Source organism: Kribbella sp. NPDC003505 (assembly GCF_040610875.1).
In the GTDB taxonomy this organism is placed as follows: Bacteria; Actinomycetota; Actinomycetes; order Propionibacteriales; family Kribbellaceae; genus Kribbella.
Window position 1 is genome coordinate 936,728 of the sequence record NZ_JBEXNA010000001.1, and the last position, 18,967, is coordinate 955,694.

Sequence of the window (18,967 nt, forward strand, 5' to 3'; positions counted from 1 at the left end):
GCCTCACGCCGCGTGCTCGTGGGGAGCCGCCTGCTGGACACTCCGCAGTTTGCGGATCGGCGAGCAGAGGATCCACAGAGTCGCCGTTGCCAGTCCCACTGCTCCGGCAAGCATCGTCGGGCTGTTGCCGAGCCGGCTTGCGAGCAGCCCACCGCCTACGGCGCCAACGGGGATGCCACCCCAGGTGATCAGGCGGTACGCCGCGTTGACTCGCCCACGGAGGTGGATCGGCGCGGCCACCTGCCGGATCGTGATCGCATGGGCGTTCGAGATCCCGATGCCGATGCTCATCACGAAGAACACCCCTATCAACAACTCGAAGGCCCATGCCGCCAGTGGAGCTGCCAGGAATGCCGCCAAGGGGGCTGTGTTGCCGAGCGCGAGAGCCGCGAGCAGGACCCTGCCGTAGCTCCACCGCGCGGTGAGTCTGCTGCCGAACCAGGCACCGGCGAAAGACCCCGCTCCTCCGGCCACCAGAATCGCGCCGAGACCAGCCGGTGAGATCGACAGGTCACGCACCGCATACAGCATGAATCCGATAGTGAAGACCTCCTGAAACACGTTGAAGGTCGTGGCACCGCCGAGCAGGGCGCGCAGGTAGGCGTTGGAGGCGACAACCCTGAAGCCCAAGGCGACCTCGCGCACAGGCGATCGCCGCGTGCGTTCCGGCACCTGCTCGTCAACCGTGATCCGGCTCAGGCTGATGGCCGACAGCAGGTAGGTCAGAGCATCGCCCGCCAGTGCGATCGGCGCGGTCAACGACTGGACCAGCAGGCCGCCGATACCGCGTCCACCGATTTCCGTCGCCGACTGCGTCGCGGCGATCTTCGCGTTCGCATCGGACAGTTGGTCTACGGTGATCACCGCGGGCAGGAAGGCGAAGTCGGCCATTTGGTAAAGCACGGTGAGCACACCGGCACCAAAGATCAGTGCGCAGAGCAACATCATGGACGCTGCGTCGAGCCATAACGACAACGGGATGAGCGCGATCAACGCAAACCGCCCTAGATCGGCGCCGATCATCAGCGGCCGGCGCCGGCTGCGATCGACCAGAAGGCCGAGCGGCAGGGCCGCCAGCAGGAAGGGCAGGAACTGGGCTACCCGAAGCAGCCCCAGCTCGCCCGGGCTCCCAGACAGCGTCACCAGCACGAGCAATGGCAAGGCGAGCTCGCTGATCTCGGAGCCGAACGACGACACCGTCGATCCTGTCCACAACCAACGGAAGCCCTTGCTTGCCCAAGCACTGGTCACCAGCTCGGGCCGCTGGCCAGTGGCGTGCACCAGCGGGTGCATGGACGCGTCGCCTGATCCCACAGCGAACCTCCCCCATATGGAACGGTCAACTGGAGCATGTTCGTAAGCCTCCGGCCCGCGCATCGGGCATCTGCCCTATCCACGAACCGTCACCACGCCGGTTGTTACGGCCGCCCCCTGTACGACACCAGCGGCAAGCTAGCCTGCTGGGAACCCTGTCGGCCGGCACCGCCCATCGCCGTTCATGTCTCTGGAGGAGTGCCTTGAACCGCCGTGTGAGCCCCCTCATGGCCGGACGCCAAGCCGAGCTGGACCTGTTGATCGAGGCGTTCAAGGATGCCGGCCAGGGCAGTACTCGGACGGTGCTGATCAGCGGTGAAGCCGGCGTCGGCAAGACCAGGCTGATCCGTGAATTTTCCGACCGGTTGCCGTCCGGAACGCGCTATCTGTCCGGAGCCTGTCCGGACCAAAGCGACGCCGGACTTCCGTACGCGCCGTTCCGGTCCATGCTGCGGGACCTGGCCCGCGAGTACGGTGCGTCCGGGATCGCCGCCCTGATCGGGGAGCCGAGTCGGGACGAGCTCGCTCGTCTCCTGCCTGATCTCGGCGCCACCCCTGTCACGGACGACTCCGCCCTGGCCAAGGCTCGGATGTTCGAGGCTTTCCGGTCGGTGGTCGAATCGATGTGCGCCGCCGGAACGTGTGTCCTTGCCGTCGAAGACGCACACTGGGCCGATCCGGGGACTCAGGACTTGCTGAGCTATCTGGTCTCGACGCTGAACGATTCCCCGCTCCTGGTCCTGGTGTCCTTCCGCGCGGGAGAGGCTCAGACAACGAATCATCTGCGCCGCATACTCACCGAGTTCGGCCGCCTCGTACAGGTCGTTCGGCTCGAGCTCGGCGGACTGACTCAGGCTGAGATGGCGGAGCAGCTGAGGGGAATTCTGGGCGAGTCGGCCGCGCCCGAGGTAGTGAGCCTCGTCCACCGCCTCAGCGAAGGTGTACCGCTGTTCGCCGAGGCCTTGATCAGCCCGGACGGCTCGGTTCGGAGCGGCCTCCCCGATTCACTCCGTGACCTGCTCATGAGGATGGTCGAGGATCTGCCGCCCGGGACTCGGCAACTCCTCAAAACGATCGCGGTCGGTGGGTCGGCTGTCGACCACGAGGTTCTGGCCAAGGTCTCCGGGCTGCAGACCGCGGAGCTGACGACCGACCTCGGCCCGGCGGTCAGCACGCAGGTGCTGCTTGGATCCGTCTACGGATACGCGTTCCGCCATGGTCTCATCCGTGACTCGATAGTCGCTGACTTGCTACCTGGCGAGACTCTCCACCTTCACCGGCGATACGCGGAGGTTCTCACCGAGATCGGCAGCGACGATCCGCACACCTGGCAGTCAGCTGCGATCGCCCAGCACTGGCTGACCGCCCGCGAGCCCGAACGCGCCTTCGAGGCCGCATGGTTCACCTACCGCAACGACGAGGTTCGAATCGGTGCTACCGAAAAGCTGCAGCTGCTCGAAATGGTCCTCGACCTGTGGAACCAGGTCAGTAAGCCGTCAGAGGTCGCACAAGCGAGCCGTCTCGACGTCCTGGAACTCGCGGCCGACGCGGCCAGTTGGGCCTGCGAGAGCGAGAAAGGTCTAGACCTGGTCGCGCAGGCTTTCGACGAACTGGCCGAGCGGTACGAGCCCGAGCGGGTCGCCCTGCTCCTGCTCGAGCGTGGCGTGATGCGGCGCCAGTCGATAGTTCCGGGCGAACTTGAGGATTTCCAGAACGCCGTCCGGCTTGCCACCGAGCCGACCCCACTGCGTGGCGAGATACTAGGGCAGCTGGCTCGCGCCCTGATCGTGCGCGGACGCGACGACGAGGCTCGATGTCTCAGCGCTGAGCTCGCTGCGCTTGCGGACCGGCTGGCCGCACCTGATCTGCGTCTGGAGCACAGCATCGTCTCTGGGGCGCTCGCTGTTCGCGACGGTGGCGATCCCCAGCATGCCTTTAGAGACACTCTCGCCGAGGCGCGAGCGAGCGGGTCAGGAGATGCCGAAATCCTGGCCTCTATCTGGTTTCTGCGCGCGCTGAGCAGCCGCGGTCAGTACTCGGCCGCGGTCGAGCACGGCCGAATTGCGCTCGCCCGGACCATGGAGCTCGGCAGGCCTCAGTACGCCGGATCGGTGGTGGCGAATCTGCTCGCGAATTGCCTTGTCGCGGTCGGGCAGTGGGACGAGGTCGCAGAGGTGATCGACGGCGCACTGCTGATGCGACCAACGATCAACGAGCGGATGAAGCTCTTGATCTGCGGCGGCATTGTCGCCGTCGCCCGCGGAGACCACGACACGGCGTCCCGCGTCGCACAGACGCTGAAGCCTCCGATCGGCGTGGACGACGACGGCTCCTATCGGCTGAACCGTATGCGCTTCCTCATCGAGCACGCGGCGGCGGAGGGACGAGCCGACGACCTGGCGGGACTGGCTTCAGAACTGCCTTCCGCGATGCAGAACGCGGATGCCAGTGAGGTCTGGCCAGCCGTGATGGCAGCTGCACTGGCTCTCGCGGACATCGCCGCGGACCTTCCCAAGGACCTTGAGGTGTCGGCGGCCAAGCTCAGACGATTGGGGCCTCTCGAGACAGCCTACGCGGAGACGGTCGCGGCCTCCGCTCTCGCTCTGCCCGCAAGCGATGCAGCCGAGCGCTGGCTGTCCGTGGCGCGGCAATGGCTGGGCCTCGGGCAGGGCTACAACCGAGCGCAAGCCCTCGTGCGTGCTGCCGCAGCGCTCGTCATGGCAGACGAGCGCCACACCGCCAAGCCCCTCCTGGTCGAGGCCGCTCAGATCTCGCGAGACCTCGCCGCCCGCCCGCTGACCGGTCGGATCACCGCGCTGGCGCGACGCGCGAGAATCTCGCTGGGATCCGACGAATATGTGCCGAGGGCTCCCTTCGGTCTGACCGAGCGGGAGAATGAGGTACTACGCCTACTGGTACGCGGACTCAGCAATCGCGAAATCGCGGCAGAGCTGACCATCTCGCCGAAGACAGCCGGGGTTCATATCTCCAACATTCTCCGGAAGCTCGACGTGCCCACCCGGGCAGCCGCCGCCAGCGCGGCCCACCGGCACCACTTGCTGTGATGGGCGCCGGCCGATACAGCGATCGGCCGATGCCGGCGCCGTAGGTTTACGTGGATTGTGGCGGCAGGTTCGAGGACACCAGGGTGTGTGAGTGAGGACGTGGTGGATGAACGTCACTGTCTTGTGCGATGCGGTGGCGGTGTTTCCCGAAAAGGTGGAGGACGCACTGCCTGGATGGTGTGCGGCGCATCAGCGATGGACCGAAGAACACCTGCCGGGCAACGTCGCCGCCACCGGTGGATGGTCGCTGCATTTCCACAGCTATCTGGTGACCGACCAGTCCAGCGCGGTGCTGGTGGACACCGGCGTCGGACCAGCGGGCGGGGAGGCCGCCCGCTGGTTGGGTACGTCAGGTCGGCTACCTGATCTCCTTGCCGCCGCCGGGGTTGACGCCGGCGAGATCGACACCGTGGTCCTCACGCACATTCACCTGGACCACGTCGGCTGGAATCTGGCCGCCGACGTACCGCGATTCAACAACGCGACCTACGTAGTGCAAGCCACCGAGGTCGAGCACGCCCGCGGATCGGCAACGTACGAGAAGCTGATCCTTCCGATCGTGAAGTCCGAGCAGCTGCGGACGGTCTCAGGTGAGGTATCGATGGGCACCATCCGGTTGCTGCCCACTCCCGGTCACACTCCCGGTCACCAATGTGTTGTCACGCCATCGGCCGTACTGGGCGGGGACGTCTTTGTCCATCCTGCACAAGCGCGGTGGCCAGAGCTCAGGTATGTCTACGAGCAAGAACCTTCGGTCGCCGTCACCTCACGCCACGAGATTCTGTTGCTGGCCGCCTCCCTCGGGATTCCGATCGCAGCAGCACATCCACACACTGCCCTCGACGCCTCGGGAATCCCAGTACGCGCCGTGACCAACGCGCGCACCACCTGCCCGCCGCACCGCCTGTGATGGTCTGTTCTGCGGCATCAACCGTAGTCCCTGGTACCGTCGTCGCGGACGCGAGCGGTCGCCCGGGACCAAGCCACGCCGATCGGCACGGCGAGTAGGCCGCCCGCAGCACCCATGATCCCCACCGCCGCGGCCGGCGAGGTCGCGTCGGCCACCGCCCCGGCGGCCGTGACGCCAAGCCCCTGAGCCGCCTGAAGGCCCGCTGACGCGAGTCCGATGACTTGGCCGCGTTGAGCATCCGGCACCAGGCGCACGAAGATCGCCGTCACGAGTACGGTGTACGAGGACAGGACCCCGACCAACGCCCACAAGCCGACCGCAGTGGGTATGGACGGGAACAAGGCACTGACCACCAGCGGAACCGCCGAGACCGCGGCGAGCGGCGCTAGCGACCGAGTTCGCCAATGCGCAGGCAACCAGCGAGTGAGGACCAGCGAACCCAGCAACGCACCGACCGGATCGGCCGCCATCAACAGGCCGACTGCCGCCTCAGGTGCCCCTTCGTCCGCCGCATAGGCGACAGCCAGCCCTTCAGGCGCGATGTAGAAACCGTAGAGGTAGCTCAGCCCCAGCAGGCACCGTAGCCGACGATCGCTGCACAGCAGGCGAACACCTGCCGACAGCGATCGGCCGGTGGTACTCGCAACTGGTGTCGTGGGCGTATGCCTTCCGAGACTCGTCGCGACGAGTGTCGCCGAAATCAGGAAGGTGACTGCGTCCAGCCCGACCGCCGCATGCGATCCGATCAGGCCCACTAATGCTCCGCCCCCAGCGAAGCCGAGAACCTGGACAGCGCTGTCGGTCGCCGTCACCAGACCGAGGCCGACTACGTATCGGTCGCCGTCCAGAACGGCGGGCAGGACGGCGTTCCGCGCTGCGCTGTACAGAGGCTGCAGACTGACGACCGCGGTCAGCAGCAGCGCGAGTATTGCCATCGGAAGTCCGGGGATCGCCATCACCGCTACGAGACAGGCGCGACTGAAGTCAGTCACGACCATGATGTTTCGGCGCGAGAATCGATCGGCCAGGCCAGTCAGCAGCGGAGCGCTGACCAGTGGAGGCAGAAGCGACAACGCATAGGTGACCGCGGTCAGCAGCGCCGACTCGGTCCGCTCGAAGACCAGGAGCGCGATCGCGACCCGAGCGATCTGGTCGCCGAATCGGGACTGTGCGTGCGCGAACCACAGAGCTCGGAACTCGGAGACCGCAATGACCTCACGGAGGCTCGGACGGCTGGGCATGGAGGCGACGCTAAGTCGTGACGCTTTCATATGGGTGTCATTGACCTCACTGAAGGCGACGTGAAGGCGCCTCTCGGTAGGTTCTGGCCCCGACAGCCGATGCTGAGGAGGTGCAGGAATGAGTGACCGGGATCTGAAGGCCATCGAGAGGGAGTGGTAGTTCCCTCTCGGTGCGGGTGCGGGCTCTCGCCGGCCCGCACCCGTCAACCGCTGCTCCGGTCGCTACTCGAACGACATGCTATTCCAGTGCTCTGGACGGCCGGTGAAGAGGACGAAGGTGCGGGCTGGGTTGGCGACCTCGGCTTCCGCGAAGCCGAGAGCCGCGTCCGGCGGCAGATAACGCCTCGTGATCGCGAGGACAGCCTCGACGGTCGGTGGCCGCTCAGTGTTCACGACCGCACACTCGACGGTGACATATTTGTACGGATACTCGGGTCGCTGAACACAGAAGCTGAACTGTCCGGCCTTCTCCAGCAGCGGAACCTTCTGTGCAGGCCGGCCCTGAGTACCGGTGAAGAAGGTCAGGTTTCCGCCCGGTGCGTAGTGGTACCAGACCGGTGTCGTCAGCGGTGGTTGTCCGTTGACCGCCGCAACGCTCAGGATGCCGACATGTGCCTCGGCGAGGAATTGCTGTCGTTCCGTCCTGCTGAGCCTTCCAGGCATCGAGATCCCTCTTCCTTGGTTGACATCGATTGGGCGGGTTGCCACTCCGGCTGGGCAGCCAAGCGCCCGTTCACGCCGGGCCGTCCCGGAGAACTCCGCGGACCTCGTCGAGCGAGACCGCCGCCGGGTCGAATTCGGTCATCCACCAGGTGGCGCCGGCCGCAGCGAACGGATCGAGGTCGACGCCCGCGGGGAGGCCGACAGCGACGTCGTACGGGTTCGACAGATCGCGGCCCGCCGCTGAGCGGAGCGTGTCGATGACCGAGACAGCCTCTGCCAGCTCGTCGGGGTGTTCGAAGTTCACGGGGAAGAAGCCGTCGTGGCGGGCCGCTCGGCGCATCGGCGCAGCATTGCCCGGAAACCCAGCAACCCAAACAGGGATGCCCGGACGCTGAAGGGGCCGCGGGAGAAACCTCATGCCCTCGACGGTGTAGTGCGGCCCGTGGTGGTTCACGACCTCACCGGACCAGGCTGCGGAGAGCACCTGCAGGGATTCATCGAGCATCCGCCCTCGGACGCGATCGTCCGACTGCTCTCCGGTTTTCGAGAACTCGCCGGCGAAGCGGTCGCTACCGATGCCGACTCCCAGCGTCAACCGCCCGGCGCCAAGGCAGTCGAGCGTGGCGGTCTCGCGTGCCAGTTTGGCCGGACGCCGCCGGACAATCGGCGAGATCATCGGACCGAAGCGAAGACGCTCGGTCGCGGAGGCCACCGCTGCCAGCGTGATCCACGGGTCAGCAACCGCCTCGACCGGTTTCCGCCACAGCAGGTGGTCCCAGACGAACAGCCCGTGCCACCCGGCCTCTTCCGCGTCAGCCGCCAACCGGGCAACCACCAGAGGATCGGCAAGGTCGTCGAAGATCGGCAGCCAGAGCGCCGAGCGGATCCCGGCCGAACCCGGGTCCTGGGGACGATGCACCACGGCAGACTCCTACTCCTCACGATCGAGCGCCTACCCGACTTACTCCGATGCAGCTTCCTGGTAAGGCGGGGTCGACGCCATGGGGTGATCGCCCTATCTCTGGACACGGCCGGGGTGCATCGATGCTGGCGCTGTGAAGGCGCTGTGAAGCCTTGGATTGGCAAGCTCCATATAGTTCCGCGGCGTGATGTGAGCGCTCTCAGCTCGCACGATCCCGATCCGCGATCGTTCACAGAGGAGTAACTTGATGCTTGACGACCCTCGCTGGGACGCCTGGCGGGTCCCTGCCCAGGCAACTGGCGGCCACGCTCGTGGATCCGTACGGGTCATTTCCTACGAGCCCGCGATCTTCAGCCCCGGCTTCGATCCCGCTCCGGATCTGGTCGAGACGTACGTCACTCAGCGATTCCGCGGAGACATGAGTGGGACCGGCACCGCGCGCCTCCTGCAGACTGTGCGACCGGACAACTCTGCCGGCTTCGTCGGCATCGAACGCGTCGTGGGCGCCGTTGCCGGGCGCTACGGGAGCTTCGTGCTACAGGTCACGGGCGTCATGGCCGGCTCGAGGATGTCAGGCAACTGGTTCGTCGTTCCACACTCAGGCACAGGCGAACTGACGGGGCTGGGCGGCGAAGGCCGCTTCCTGGGGGCCGTCGGCGCTCACGCAAAGGTGACCCTGGACTACTGGTTCGACCGGTAACCCAGTTCGCGAACAATCCGAAGCAGGAGCTTGGACACGGATGAGAGCGCGAATGCGGGAGCCGACGCCGTGCGTCGGCTCCCGCAGGCAGGCTGTGATCTCAGCCGAACACCCTTCCGAAGATCCGCAGTGCCATCAGCCATTTGGATCTAGTCTTCAACTTTGAGGACTTGACGAGCTTGCCGCTGGCGTCGTACTCCCTGATCTCGAGCATCGCCGGTGTGTGATTGTCGTACTTGTAGAACTCGGTCATCTCTTCAGTAAATGAGATATCTCGGCGTGGCGTGCCGACAACTGAGTTGGTCTTGCTCGGGTCCACCGGCTCGTAGCCTTCGGGCCAGTTGATTCGCATGTTCGACGCCGCAGCGGCAGCCCCTACACCGGGGGCTGCTTCGGCTTGTCGGCCACCGCGACCGCCACCGTAGTCGTTGCAACGAAGAGCATCCCCCGAAGCACGCACCCCGCGCCCGCGGTAGCCCCGCATGCCGCTACCCTGAGTCCGACGTCAAGAACTACACCGGCCACGTCCCAGAAATCTGAGCCGGAATCCACAACTCGCTGCATGCCCTGCGGCACCGCCTGTTCGGCTGCTGCCCGCCTCTGATCGATTCTGTGCTACGTGAGGACCGCGGCCGAGTGGTTTTTGATGCTCCGCTTCTCCTCTTGCCAAGTCGCATTGTTCAGACCTCCTCGAATGCTCTTCGCCGCCGCGCAATTTTCGCTGCATTGCCGTTGTAGTTGCACCGGCAGTCGTCGTAGTCGGCGATCAAACCGGACGGGTCGCTGAGCGTCGCCTGGCTGTTGTTCGCGTACGCGTAGGCGTTGAGCTGCTGCCGGTTCTCCGGATCCAGGACCGGGTCGACCGAAATGAAGCGGCCAAGATCAGTGGAGTACTCGCGAGCCCCCCCGGGTCAGGCCGGTTCCTGTGTTCGTCAGACCGCCGACGAATCCGATGGTGCCGCCGGGCCAGGCCGCGGAGTTGCGTGGGTTGCCGAACAGATCCTGGCGGCGGATCGAGACGGCCAGCGTCGACTGGTCGATCGCCAACTGTGCGGTGCCATGCCGGTCTGCCGAGATCCAGCTGAGCTTTCCACCCGACCGGATCGCGACACCCTGATAGTGCCGGGTGCCCTTCCGCACGCCCGTGGCCGTATCGACCGTCAGCTCACCACCGCCGACGAACAAGGTAGCCCGCCCCGGATCGCGACGGATTACCTGTGTCCCGTCAGCGTCGTAGACGTACTGCGTAGCACCCGCCGCGGTGCCGATCGAGTCGAGCAGTCCGTCGTCGGTCCACGCCATCGACTGCTGCGCGGCCGACCCGGGCATGCTGGTGGTATTGCCGGCCGCGTCATAGCCAAGTTCGTGACACTTGGCCCCCGTGGTCACCGAGTGCGCTCTCGGCGAACCGGCTGCCGGATAGATATAGGTGCTGACAACATCGGCGGCACCTGCGACGCCCTTCTTCACCTGCTTCGTTCGGTTGCCTGTCAAGTCGTACTCGTACTGCTGCCAGTACGGCGCAGGCCCGCCGATGGTGGTGGCCGAGGGTTGCTCCGAACACTCCCCGGTCGCCGTCCAGGCTTGGGTCACCCGCCGTAGGTAGTCGTACCCGAGGCATTGGTTGTAGACGCTGGTTCCGGGGGCTGGTCGCTGATCTTCGTGACGTTGCCGGACGGGTCATAACCATACTTCCGCACGTTGACGACACGCTGACTGGCGTTTTCGCGCTCTACCTGCTGCTGAGCCGGTCGTCGGGTTCCGTCCTCGCAGTACAGCGTGTCCCAACGCGTCTCCCGTCAACTCCCAACTGGGCCACCGAGCGCTCGCTGAGTGCGGTGTACCTGGTCGACGCAATATAGGTCGTGGCACCGGTGACCGTGTTGAGCGCACCGAGGTCGTTGTAGTCGTAGTCGAGGATCTCGGTGGCGAGGTCCCCAAGCTTGGGCAACGCCACTGACCATGGGCTGTCGTCGGGTGCATAGATCGTTGAGGTGGTGTAGGTACCGGCCAGTCCCACCTCGGACGACGGGATGGTCACCGTTTCGCCGGTCGCCCGCCCTGCGGCGTCATACCCGGTCACGGCACGCGTGTAAGCATTGCCGTTCACGTACCGAGTCGAGGAGGTGCGCTTCCCCTTCGCCAGCGTGTCGTAGGTCCAACTGGCGATCAGCGGGCCTGTCGCGGACTGCTGTACTCGTAGTTGGTCAGCATGTCCTTGTTGCCGCCGACCAGGTCGTCCTCAAGCACCCGTGCCACAACGTACTTGTGGAACCAGTCGTTCACCGGAGTGGTTGACGGCGGAAACGTCCAGCGGACCGGAAAGCAGCGTTTCGTGTTCTGGTCGGCAGCGACTGTTGCGAGCAATCCGGCGCGGGATAGTTGACGTTGATCGCGGCGCCCGCCTCGGTCTTGATCGAGGTGATTCGGTACTTGTTCAGCGCCGGCAGGTTGTCGCCGTTGGCCTGGTAGACCCGATTGGCCATCATCGTGCCTTCGAAGGTGGTGTCCGGGAGTACGACCGCCGTCGGAGCCAGCCCACTGTGGGTGATCCCGCTCAGGTACAACCCCGCGGTCGTGCCGTCGCCAGGTTCGGGCCAGGCGTGCGCGAGGGCCCACTGGTCGACATCCCGGTATCCAACTGCAGTCGAGATCTGCGTCGTGATCTTCGCCAGCCGCTTCGTCGACCAGACCGTCGGCGAGTAATTGCCGGGACAGGTGCCGGTGCTGCACTCGGTGTTCCAGGGGACGTCCGGCCAGGAAACGGCGTCATGGTTGGTGCAATTCGTCCCCGGCTTGCACCGGTCGGCAACGTCGAACACCACCCGCGCTGGCGCCGGCGCGGCGTGTTCCGAACCCGCGCGGAACCCGTACTCGACCTTGGCCAAGATCCCGCCGCGAGTGTAGGGGCACCGCGTCGGCCGGCGTTCGCGCCGTACAGGTTCTTCTCTGGCGTGCAGAAGTACGCCATGGGGTTCTGCCGCGGATCGACGACGTAGTCGAGGTTCCACCGGTCGGTCTGGTTGCATTCCGAGGCGTCGAACGTGGTCGCGTAGCAGGGCTCGAGCGGGTCGTTGCCGAACACCGGGACGTTCCAGGCCGAGTTCGTCACCGCCTTGCCGCTGGTCCAGTTCGGCAGCCGGTTCAGACCGAGGTGGTACTGGGTACCGTCCGGGGTCGTCACCCGCCAGTATTCACCCTCTTTGTCACCGTTGGCGGCTCCCAGAAGCCGTTCGATCCTGGTGCCGTCGTCGTTCTTGAGTCGCCACGTTCCGTTCTCGTAGACGAGCTCGCTCGATCGCTCTCCGAGCGAAAGCGTCGCGTTGTCGGTTTCCCAGCACAGGTCTCCGGTCGGCGTACCGCCGTTGTTGCCGCCGAGATCGTCGGCGAGCTCTTGTACGTGCGCTCGACGAATCCGGTGGACAGGTTCCACCCTTCACCGACCCACCAGGGCTGGTTGTTGGTCGTCGCGACCTTGCCGTCGACCGCCGACGACGAGTAAGACGCAGCCAGAGTCGGCGTGAGCCCTCCGGGTACCGGAGGCGTCCGGAACACCTGGTTCCAGGCGAATGCGCCGCTTTGAGTGGAGACCGCCCAGCTGCCTGCGGGCGACAACGACGTGCCTTGTACTCGCCGGTCGAGCCATTGGGCGTCGCGGCGAGTACGACGATCCTATCGGAGGTGCCGACCACTAGGTCGGCCGTCAGCCGGCGGACAGGTCGTTGCGTACGGCGGTAACTGGCAGGGGGTCCGCAGCGTCCGCGGGTTCCAACCGCAACCGCGAGGACCAGTCACCGCCATACGCGTCGCGGAATGAGTTGTAGTCAACTGTCATCCGCACCGGCGCGGAGGAGCCAGTCCCGCGCCGGAGTTTCATTATCAGCCCGTCGACGCCCCGGCGTGCCGACTCCGCACGGCTCAGGACCTCCACCCTCACCTGCTGATCCTTGTCGGCCGGACGCGCCCCCGCGACCGAAAGCCAAACCGGCAGGTTGTCGGCCCGAGCACCCACCGCCGACCGCGTCAGACCCGCCGGAATCGTCACCTCGGCCGTCTCCGCACCCGGCCAGTCCACCTTCGCCGGTCCGCGACCTGGCACCGGTTTGGCCGGCGGGATCGCCGGTGCAGCAGACCGGCCGGGCACGGATTTGACCTTCTGTGGCTCTGGCGGCTTGAAAGCCGGCGCCCCCCGGCGACCACTTGACCTCCCTCGTTCGTGGAAGCGCTGTCACCGGTGAGGCTGTCACTGAGCGCCTTCAAATCGCCTGTAAAACGTCGACCTAGCTGTGCACCACGACAAGCCAGGCTCAGGGTTTTCCCGTATCCAGCCGGACCGCGGTGACCTAGATCGACTTCGGAATGGCGTACGGCGGTGATTGGCAGGAGGTCCCAGTCACCGCCGCACGTGCCGCGGAAGTCGGTGTATTCCGCGGCGCCTACCGGAGAAGGTGTCGCGCACCAGCTCCGCCGAAGGGTTGGGGCGACCCGGCAGGCTTGAGCACCGATGCTAGGGATCAATGCCTACAGAACGCCTTCAAACCGTACGCACGGCTGTCGTGGGAGTAGCTCGATGTCGCGCGGTGGGCGAGGTCACCCTCGGCCAGATCTGGTCGTCGACTGCTCGAGCGCGTGGATCCGGACCAAGTCATGCATCGTGTAGCGGTCAGGCTCGCGTTGCCGAACGAGGTGGAGGTCCTCGAGACGGCCCAGCAGCCTTCGAACTGTGGCGCGCGTTGTACCGGTCAGCTCGGCGGCCGCCGCGACTCCGAGTTCCGCACCGGGGTAGCTTCCAAGCAGCCGATAGGTCCGCGCCGACTCGCTGTCGAGCACGTCGTACGACGCCGTCAGGACGGCCCGCACGCTGGCCAGCGGATCGTCGCCGATCTCCAACGCATCCAATCGGTGCGGCTCTTCGCGTAGCCGCTCGAAAAGCTCATCCTGCGAAGCGGACGGGTTCCGAACCGCACGCTCCGAGGCGATCGCAAGCGCGAGCGGAAGGCCGTCGCACAATTCGGCGAGCTCAGCGATTGCCGCCGCCGACCAACTGAGTCCCTCTGCTTCCAGATTCCGCGCCAGCAGCTCTTCCGATGCAACTGATGTCAGCCGGTCCAGGGAGATCCGCTCGACTCGGCCGGACAGCGACCGGAGTCGACTGCGGCCCGTGACCACGACCATGCCGCCACCCCGATCAGGCAGTAGCGGTCGTAGGTGATCCGCGTCGCGCGCATCATCCAGTATCACGAGGACGTCTCGGGTCGCGAGGACTGTTCGCCACAACGCGCTGAGGCCGTCCAGGTCGGAGGAGACCAGATTGCCGTCGAAACCAAAACCGCGCAGAAGTAGATCGAGGGCCTCGACGGCTGTGCGCGGCTGCGCACCAAGCACATGTCCGCGCAGATCGATGTAGACCTGGCCATCCGGAAACCACCGGGCGGATTGATGAGCCCATTTGACAGCTAGGGCTGTCTTGCCGACACCGCCAGTCCCGTGCAGGACTACGATGGTCGGCTCCGTCGGCACGCTGCCGGCCAGTGCCCCGTCCATCTGGACAAGTTCCTCACCCCGACCGACCAATCGCGCGATGTCGGCCGGCAACTGGCGGGGAACCGCGGCACCGCGCGACGTACTGATCAGGTCGGGTTCCGCAGCGGACAGCAGCTCTGCCCTCGCCGCTCGCAGCTCAGGGCCTGGATCTGCGCCGAGCTGATCGGCCATCCGAGCGCTGATCTCCTCGTACCTGTGCAGCGCCTCCTCTCGCCGGCCGCTCCTGGCGAGTGCGAGAATCCAGCGTGCCCAGGTGGTCTCCCTGAGAGGTTGCTCTGAGCACGCAAGGCGGAGGTCGGCCGCGGCCTCGGCGTATCGCCCGTCGGCGATGTCGAAATCGGCTCGCCGGTCGAGCAGCGCCAAGTAGGCCTCGGTCAGTCGCGGCAGCTCGAATTTGACCAGATGCGCAGAGTAAACCCCCTGAAAGGGGGTTCCTCGCCACAAGGAGTGGGCCTGACTTAGACGGATCCGTTCTCCTTCGTCGCCCGGCGCCGTCGCCACCAGCTCGGCGAACCTCAACGCGTCGATCTGCTCACGCCGACAGCGAAGTGCGTAACCGCCGGCCCCTCGTGCCACGGCGGCTGCCCCAAGCAGCCCGCGCAGCCGGGAGATCGCGGTCTGGAGACCACGCCGTTCCTGGGCTGGGGGCCGTCCAGCCCACAGAGCAGCCGACAGTCGCTCCGCTGATACGACCTCCCCCGCCGACATGGCGAGAGTCGCAAGCAAGACGCACAGCCGTCCGGAACTGATCTCGACCGGTCGCCCATCGATGACCACTTCGAAACGCCCAAGTACGCGAATCTCCAGGCCGGAGCCGGGCATTTCCCGCCTCATTCACTCGACAGCGAGGACTGCGCCTTGCGGGCGAGAAAGGTCAGCCAGGTATCGCCGACGCCGTAGGTGTGGCGGTGGTCCCAGTCGACCCGCAGCCCGGCCTGTGCGAGCAGCGCTTCGTACTCGTCCCGACCCCACGACGACATCAGGTAGGCACCACGGGTCTCGCCACTGCCTTGGCGGACAGAGACCAGAAAGGCTCCCGCGGGCCGCAGCGCGGCCGCGATCCGCCGGAGCACGGCTGACGTCGACTTGCGATCGACGTGGACGAACACACACAGCGCGAGGATCCCGTCGTACGGTCCACCCAGGTCGTCGCTGATCATGTCGAGCAGCTCGACTTGCTTGCCCCTGGCAAGCTGCAGGTTCCGGAATGCCCGGGTGGCGTCTGTACGGCGCACCGAGGCGCCACATGCCTCGACGAAGTCGGCATCGCGGCCGGTGCCGGACCCCACCTCCAGAACCAGGCCGCCAGGCGGAATCGCCTCGACCAGGCGAAGCAGGGCGCCCTCGATCTCCGGTGGCGGGAAGTCGTCGATCCCGGCGGCGTAGCTGAGGGCGTCACGTTCGTACGAATCAATGGTCGGATTCGTCATGGGTTCCTCCGAGCGGACAGGTCGGTCGGCCGTATCCACTCTCGGGCTAAGGCGGTTACCGCCACATGAGGCAGACAACCTATTTCCGACGTCCAGCACCACGGACGAGCCTGTTGACCCGCTAACCTGGCAGAAGACTGATCGACCGGCACCGCCTCGCCGTTCGCGTTCCTGGAGGAGGTGCGTTGAACCGCCGCGTGAGCCCACTGCTGGCCGGACGCCAGACCGAGCTGTCCCTGCTGGCCGAGGCGTTCGACGACGCGGGCCAGGGAAGCACCCGGACGGTGCTGGTCGCCGGTGAAGCAGGTGTCGGCAAGTCTCGGCTGATCCGCGAGTTCCGCGACCGCCTGCCGTCCGGAACGCGCTTTCTGACTGGCGCGTGCCTCGACCAGAGCGATGCGGGACTCCCCTACGGCCCATTCCGGTCTATGCTGCGCGAGTTGGCGAAGGAGTACGGCGCATCAGGGATTGCCGACCTGATCGGGGTGCCGAGCCGCGACGAACTGGCCCGACTGCTGCCGGCCCTAGGTACTACGCCGGTTACGGATGATGCTGCCCTCGCGAAGGCAAGGGTGTTCGAGGCGTTCCGATCGCTGATCGAAACGATCTGCGGTGCCGGAACCTGTGTCCTCGTCATCGAGGATGCACACTGGGCCGACCCGGCGACGCAAGATCTGTTGAGCTACGTGGTCTCCAGCATGGTCGATTCTCCTTTGCTGATCCTGGTCTCGTTCCGCACAGAGGAGGCGGAGACCTCGAGCGACCTGCGCCGGATTCTCACTGAACTCAGCCGACTGGTACAGGTCATCCGCGTCGACCTCGCCGGACTCACGCGAGCCGAGGTCGCCCAGCAACTGAACGGGATTCTCGGAGAACCGGCACCGCCCGAGGTGGTCGCAGTGGTATACCGGGTCGGTGAGGGCGTCCCGCTCTTCACTGAGGCCCTCATCGCTCCTGACGGCTCGGTCCGCAGCAGTCTCCCTGACTCATTCAGAGACCTGCTGCTGAGGATGATCGACGACCTCCCCGCAGAGACCCAGCAGGTTCTCAAAGCAGTAGCGGTGGGCGGTACGACCGTACAGCACGAAGTACTGGTCCAGATCACCAAGCACACGACGACAGAACTCACAGCTCTCGTCGCGCCGGCGATCTCGGCGAAGGTCCTGCTCGGCTCAGCCGACGGATACACGTTCCGCCACGGATTGATCCGTGAGGCGATCGTCACCGGGTTACTCCCCGGCGAAATCCTCGAGCTTCACCGACGGTACGCGGAGGTTCTCAGCGAGACAGCGCCGGACGACGCGCAAATGTGGAGGATCGCGGCAATCGCGCGGCATTGGCTGGCGGCCGGCGAGTCCACCCGCGCCTTCACCGCCGCATGGTCGGCTTGTCGTAGCGAGGACGAGCAAATAGGTGCCGACGAGAAACTGCAGATGCTCGAGATGGTTCTCGATCTCTGGGACCGCATAGACCAACCGTCAATCCGCGCGCAGGCGACCCGACTCGATGTGCTGGAGTTGGCAGCCGACGCGGCCGGCTGGGCCTGCGAGAGCGAGAGAGGCCTCGTCCTTGTCGAGGAAGCCTTCCTTGAATTGGCTGCGAGTCCGGCGCCCGAGCGAAGCGCGGCGCTACTGCTGGAACGCGCTGTCATGCGCCACCAGCTCATCGTGCCCGGTGAAGTGGATGACCTGCAGGAAGCAGTACGACTCGGCAAGAAGCGCAGCGCCAAGCGTGCGGAGCTCCTAGGTCAACTGTCTCGTGCCCTGATGGTGCGCGGCCGCCATGACGAGGCTGAACCCTTCGTCGCCGAACTCGCTGAGCTTGCCGAGCGCTTGCCCGCCATCGAAGTACAGCTCGAAAGCCAGATCGCATCGGCTTCTCTCGCCGTCCGTCAAGGCGGCGATCCTCAGGCCGCGTTCGGCGAGACACTCACGGTTGCGCAGGCGCACGGTTCAGGCGACTGCGAGATCGTCGCCCATCTGTGCCTTCTGCGCGCTCTTCGTAGCCTAGGAAGGCATCAGGTTGCCATCGACCGCGGGAGAGTAGCGCTCGCACGGGTCGTAGATCTCGGAAGAACCCGTTATGCCGGCCCCATGGTCTCCAATCAGCTTGCGAGTTCGCTCGTGGCGACAGGCCAGTGGGACGAGGCGATCGAGGTGATCGACGGCGCACTCCTGATGAGGCCACCCCTCAACGAGCGGATGAAGTTGCTGGTCTCGAACGGCATCGTCGCCGTTGCCCGCGGGGAACTCGAGACCGCGAGGAGGTTGGCGCAGGCATTGAAACCGCCTGCGGGTCTGGACTCCGATGACGGCTCCTACCGACTGGGCCGAACGCGGTTCCTGATCGAACTCGCCGCTGCCGAGGGCCGAACCGATGACCTGGCAGAACTGGCGGCCCAACTCCCTGCGGCGATTCCGAACGCCGACGCCACCGACGCCTGGCCTGCGGTGTTGGCAGCCGCCCTGGCTCTCGAGAGCATCGGCGGGTTCGAGCTCGTTCGTGATGAGTTGCTTGAAACCACGCTGGGTTTGAGACAGTTCGGACCGCTCGAGAGAGCCTACGCGGACACGGTAGCGGCATCGGCTCTCGCCCCTGCTTACCCCGACGCGACTCAGCACTGGCTGTCGGCAGCGCAAAGCTGGTTCGACCTTGGGCAGCCACACAACCGTGTGCAGGCGCTCGTACACGCTGCTGTGGCGCTCGTCGCCGCCGAGGAGCGCCAAACCGCGAAACAGGTACTCGTCGAGGCCGCTGATCTCGCGCGCGAGCTTTCGGCCCGCCCGCTGTCCGACAGGATTATGACAGTCGCACGACGATCCAGGATCTCACTGGGCACTGATAACGAATCGCTGCCCCGAGTACCCTTCGGCCTGACTGAGCGCGAGTGCGAGGTCCTCCGCCTGCTGGTTTCCGGACTCAGCAATCGGGAGATCGCGGCAGCCCTGACCATCTCGCCGAAAACGGCGGGCGTCCATATCTCCAATATCCTCAGAAAGCTCGACGTCCCGACCCGTGCTGCCGCCGCCAGCGCGGCATATCAACATCATCTCCTCTAGGCGTGACCCATCGCCGAGATGCGAGGGGCCCTGACCCTGGTTCTTGGACACGCTGAATCCAGCATGTGCTGGGGAAGCGAGATGATTGAGAACTATGGCCCGCAAGAACTACTCCGAGG

General features: G+C 65.7%; 15 protein-coding genes. 4 read left to right on the forward strand and 11 right to left on the reverse strand.

What is annotated here, in order from left to right:
* Positions 1-3 precede the first annotated feature (3 nt).
* Positions 4-1,293: an MFS transporter gene (locus tag ABZX12_RS04395; protein ID WP_355689688.1), complete on the reverse strand. Its 1,290-nt coding sequence runs from the start codon at positions 1,291-1,293 to the stop codon at positions 4-6.
* A gap of 224 nt (positions 1,294-1,517) precedes the next feature.
* On the opposite strand from ABZX12_RS04395, the gene ABZX12_RS04400 reads away from it, so the two are divergent.
* Complete coding sequence (locus tag ABZX12_RS04400) at positions 1,518-4,379, forward strand: AAA family ATPase (RefSeq protein WP_355689689.1); 2,862 nt, start codon at positions 1,518-1,520, stop codon at positions 4,377-4,379.
* A 106-nt stretch (positions 4,380-4,485) separates the two neighbouring features.
* Positions 4,486-5,289, forward strand: a complete 804-nt coding sequence (locus tag ABZX12_RS04405) for an MBL fold metallo-hydrolase (RefSeq protein ID WP_355689691.1) — start codon at positions 4,486-4,488, stop codon at positions 5,287-5,289.
* Positions 5,290-5,306: 17 nt separating this feature from the next.
* On the opposite strand, the gene ABZX12_RS04410 is transcribed toward ABZX12_RS04405, so the two are convergent.
* The 3 genes from ABZX12_RS04410 to ABZX12_RS04420 form a co-directional block, all read right to left on the reverse strand.
* The gene (locus ABZX12_RS04410) at positions 5,307-6,560 is read right to left on the reverse strand and encodes an MFS transporter (RefSeq protein WP_355689692.1); all 1,254 of its coding nucleotides are present in this window, start codon (positions 6,558-6,560) and stop codon (positions 5,307-5,309) included.
* A 192-nt stretch (positions 6,561-6,752) separates the two neighbouring features.
* Complete coding sequence (locus ABZX12_RS04415; RefSeq protein ID WP_355689694.1) at positions 6,753-7,238, reverse strand: pyridoxamine 5'-phosphate oxidase family protein; 486 nt, start codon at positions 7,236-7,238, stop codon at positions 6,753-6,755.
* 25 nt (positions 7,239-7,263) lie between these two features.
* The gene (locus ABZX12_RS04420; RefSeq protein ID WP_355689695.1) at positions 7,264-8,115 is read right to left on the reverse strand and encodes an LLM class flavin-dependent oxidoreductase; all 852 of its coding nucleotides are present in this window, start codon (positions 8,113-8,115) and stop codon (positions 7,264-7,266) included.
* Positions 8,116-8,362: 247 nt separating this feature from the next.
* Here ABZX12_RS04420 and ABZX12_RS04425 point away from each other — a divergent pair, with 247 nt between their 5' ends.
* The gene (locus ABZX12_RS04425) at positions 8,363-8,815 is read left to right on the forward strand and encodes a DUF3224 domain-containing protein (protein ID WP_355689747.1); all 453 of its coding nucleotides are present in this window, start codon (positions 8,363-8,365) and stop codon (positions 8,813-8,815) included.
* A 100-nt stretch (positions 8,816-8,915) separates the two neighbouring features.
* Here ABZX12_RS04425 and ABZX12_RS04430 read toward each other — a convergent pair whose 3' ends face one another.
* The 7 genes from ABZX12_RS04430 to ABZX12_RS04460 all read right to left on the reverse strand — a co-directional run bounded on the left by ABZX12_RS04430 (position 8,916) and on the right by ABZX12_RS04460 (position 15,789).
* Positions 8,916-9,299 (reverse strand): hypothetical protein, encoded by a 384-nt coding sequence (locus ABZX12_RS04430; RefSeq protein WP_355689697.1) that lies wholly within the window; start codon positions 9,297-9,299, stop codon positions 8,916-8,918.
* A gap of 196 nt (positions 9,300-9,495) precedes the next feature.
* Complete coding sequence (locus ABZX12_RS04435) at positions 9,496-9,684, reverse strand: hypothetical protein (protein ID WP_355689749.1); 189 nt, start codon at positions 9,682-9,684, stop codon at positions 9,496-9,498.
* Positions 9,685-9,697: 13 nt separating this feature from the next.
* On the reverse strand, positions 9,698-10,285 hold the full coding sequence (locus tag ABZX12_RS04440) for a hypothetical protein (protein WP_355689698.1): 588 nt from the start codon (positions 10,283-10,285) through the stop codon (positions 9,698-9,700).
* 262 nt (positions 10,286-10,547) lie between these two features.
* Positions 10,548-10,898, reverse strand: coding sequence for a hypothetical protein (locus ABZX12_RS04445; protein ID WP_355689699.1), 351 nt, complete (start codon positions 10,896-10,898; stop codon positions 10,548-10,550).
* A gap of 199 nt (positions 10,899-11,097) precedes the next feature.
* On the reverse strand, positions 11,098-11,703 hold the full coding sequence (locus tag ABZX12_RS04450; RefSeq protein WP_355689700.1) for a hypothetical protein: 606 nt from the start codon (positions 11,701-11,703) through the stop codon (positions 11,098-11,100).
* Between the two features lie 1,702 nt (positions 11,704-13,405).
* Complete coding sequence (locus tag ABZX12_RS04455) at positions 13,406-15,181, reverse strand: BTAD domain-containing putative transcriptional regulator (protein WP_355689702.1); 1,776 nt, start codon at positions 15,179-15,181, stop codon at positions 13,406-13,408.
* Positions 15,182-15,189: 8 nt separating this feature from the next.
* Positions 15,190-15,789 carry a methyltransferase domain-containing protein gene (locus ABZX12_RS04460; RefSeq protein WP_355689703.1) on the reverse strand — a complete coding sequence of 200 codons (600 nt, stop codon included), beginning with the start codon at positions 15,787-15,789 and terminating at the stop codon, positions 15,190-15,192.
* Between the two features lie 185 nt (positions 15,790-15,974).
* On the opposite strand from ABZX12_RS04460, the gene ABZX12_RS04465 reads away from it, so the two are divergent.
* Positions 15,975-18,848 (forward strand): AAA family ATPase, encoded by a 2,874-nt coding sequence (locus tag ABZX12_RS04465; RefSeq protein ID WP_355689704.1) that lies wholly within the window; start codon positions 15,975-15,977, stop codon positions 18,846-18,848.
* Positions 18,849-18,967: the final 119 nt, after the last annotated feature.